Source organism: Rhodococcus sp. EPR-147 (assembly GCF_001647185.1).
GTDB lineage: Bacteria > Actinomycetota > Actinomycetes > Mycobacteriales > Mycobacteriaceae > Rhodococcoides.
On the sequence record NZ_LVCU01000250.1, the window covers coordinates 1 to 2,547 of the forward strand.

Sequence of the window (2,547 nt, forward strand, 5' to 3'; positions counted from 1 at the left end):
GACATTTTCACCGTTCTAGACGCTTTCGATCATTCCGGCTACAAGCTGGACATCGACGCCAAGACCAGGATCCTCGAAGCGTGTCCTGTTGACTCAGCTCGACGCAGAGTGTTCTGGGCATTGAACGGTGGGGACAGCAAATGGGTAGCTCACCTCCTTGACACCCACGTCGTAGACACCGAGTTCGCTCTACACTCGGCCAACAGCATTGGGCCAGCAATACCAATCCACGACCTGGCCCGCATTCTGGTCCCGCGGGGAGTGGACCCCGGTCAGATAGCCACCTTGATAGAGCTTGGCACTCACTGGGGCGAACGCCACGAACGTATCGCCGGTCATCTCGAGCAGATGAAAGAGTACGCACAGTCGCCCGATCCGTCGGTCTCCTCAGTCGGACGAGCAGGCATCGAACTATTTGCACCGCAACTGGAGTCCGCTCGTCGGCAGCACAAGCTGAGGATGATTCGTGGACGACGCTAATGCAACAGTCTTTGCTTTAGTGATCAACGCGATGGCCAAAGTCACCGTGATCGAACCTCTTTCTCGCGTTGGGAAGGCTTCGGAAAGAAAGAGGCGGAGTGGAATCGGCGGTGTGCATGTCCAGTACAGAAATATTGGTGCTGAAATACAGTGATTGAAAACAACTGTTGCTATCCGTCGTTCGAGATGGGGCCACATCGAGAATTGTGGTGACGGTCCGGTGTCTTCGCGGCACTGTGGCAAAGCGCTGGATGGGCGGAAGGATCCTACGAATGAACCTGAGCGACGACCTGATTGAACCCTCATGGTGGGAGGATGTGCTCGAATCAGTATCGGCAGACTCCTACGAACTTCCAGAACTACTGTCGCCAGATCTCGCGAATGCGGCCAAGGATCCGGCAGTGACTGGCTTCAAAGAGCTTGTGCTTCAGGTGCTCGCAACAGCGTCGTCTGCGATGCTCAATTCCGACGACTGGTCGGAGCCGTACACGCCGGCCATGCAGCTCGGCGGCCGACGGACGCCGCTGCCGTCAGATCTCGAAGCTAGTCACGTGGCTTTGCTGGCGCGGATCGTCCCACTCGTCAAGCACGACAGTCTTCGAGCTCGGGCCGCTGACGTCGCCTGGTTTTATGGGAACCGATCCGATGTCGCCACACTGGATCTGGCAATCGATGCCTATCGGTCAACACCGTTGTCTCAAGAAGTGTGGTTCAGATATGGAAGAGATGCGTGGATACGGGCCCTAGAGCTGGCGATTCGGCGCGGCCCAGAAGGGGCGGTCAGGGCGCGTGAGATGACGGATGTGTTGATCGGAGAGGTAATTGCGGGCCAGCTCGCCGACAACTTCAGAACTGTGCAGATTGCTGAGACCTTGCGTCTGCACGGAAGGGTCGACGAGAGCGGACGCGCAGACATCTATAGATCGTTGGTTCAACTTGCAGCGCAGGCGGTCGATCGAAACCCTCGGCTGTCCCGACACCTGGAACGCGAAGCGGTAACGTGGCTGCCCAAATCCGACGGTGCAGCAAAGAATGCAGCGTTTGAGCGTATCGCACATACATACATTGCCGAGGCCGACGCCCGGGTGAAAACGGATCTAGTATCAGGTGCCTTCGTTGAGGGCTCGTTCCTCGAGAAAGCAATCGCGATCTTACGAACGATCCCGCGCTCATATCGCGCTGCCAACGAGCTCGACGAACTCATCGAACAGCTTCGTCGCCGACTGCGCGAGAGCCGCGAAGCCTCGATCGAACAGATGATGCGCATCCAATCAGATCCAGTGGATTTGACCGACTACGTCGCGTACGCGCGATCGCAGGTATCAGGGCATGCCGACAAGTTCGACGCGCTGGCATCATTCGCGAAGCTCGCGCCGCCGATGGACGAGGCACGGACTCGCGAGACAGCTGCGGAGATGCTCGAAGGCAGTATCAGTCACCTCTTCCGGTTGGAGACCATCTCATCCGACTTCCGGAAAGTGGCCTCGACACCCGGTTCCACTCAAGGTGCCGACGCGGCTGCAGTCTGGGGGGAGATGGTCCGAACGGTGGGCTTCCATTCCCAGCTGGTCGCGACGGGAGTCATTCAGCCTGCCCAAGAGATTCTCACAACGGACCATCGATTCGGCCGACAGTACATGGTGTCATTGTGTTCCGAGTCGCCGCTTGTTCCCGCAGGCCATGAAACGCTTTGGGCCGATGGTCTGACACTCGGTCTAGCCGGGAATTACGGTATCGCGATATCAGTCTTAGTTCCGCAGTTGGAACACGCTGTCCGAGTAGCGCTTCAGTCCAACGGCGTGTACACGTTATTTGTAGACGAGCGAGGGGTAGAAAGCGAGAAGGGTCTCAACGCGCTTCTCGATATGACAGAGGCTGAGGAGATCTTCGGTGCTGGGATGGTCATGGAGATGCAGGCGTTGCTTGTCACTCAAGGTGGGCCGAATTTACGCAACGACATCGCACATGGTCTTCTGACCGACGCCTCCGCGTGGAGCTATTCTGCGATGTATATGTGGTGGTTCTGTCTTCGGCTGGTTGTATATCCTTTGATTGAAATGGTCGCCG

General features: G+C 57.4%; 3 protein-coding genes. All 3 read left to right on the plus strand.

Annotation, left to right across the window (positions count from 1 at the left end; all coding sequences use genetic code 11):
• A partial coding sequence (locus A2J02_RS28685) for a hypothetical protein (RefSeq protein ID WP_231893827.1) occupies nt 1-480 on the plus strand: 480 nt, incomplete at its 5' end.
• The gene (locus A2J02_RS27680) at nt 467-634 is read left to right on the plus strand and encodes a hypothetical protein (RefSeq protein WP_156516204.1); all 168 of its coding nucleotides are present in this window, start codon (nt 467-469) and stop codon (nt 632-634) included. The genes A2J02_RS28685 and A2J02_RS27680, both read left to right, overlap by 14 nt.
• Nucleotides 635-752: 118 nt before the next feature.
• A partial coding sequence (locus A2J02_RS12220; RefSeq protein WP_197478010.1) for a DUF4209 domain-containing protein occupies nt 753-2,547 on the plus strand: 1,795 nt, incomplete at its 3' end.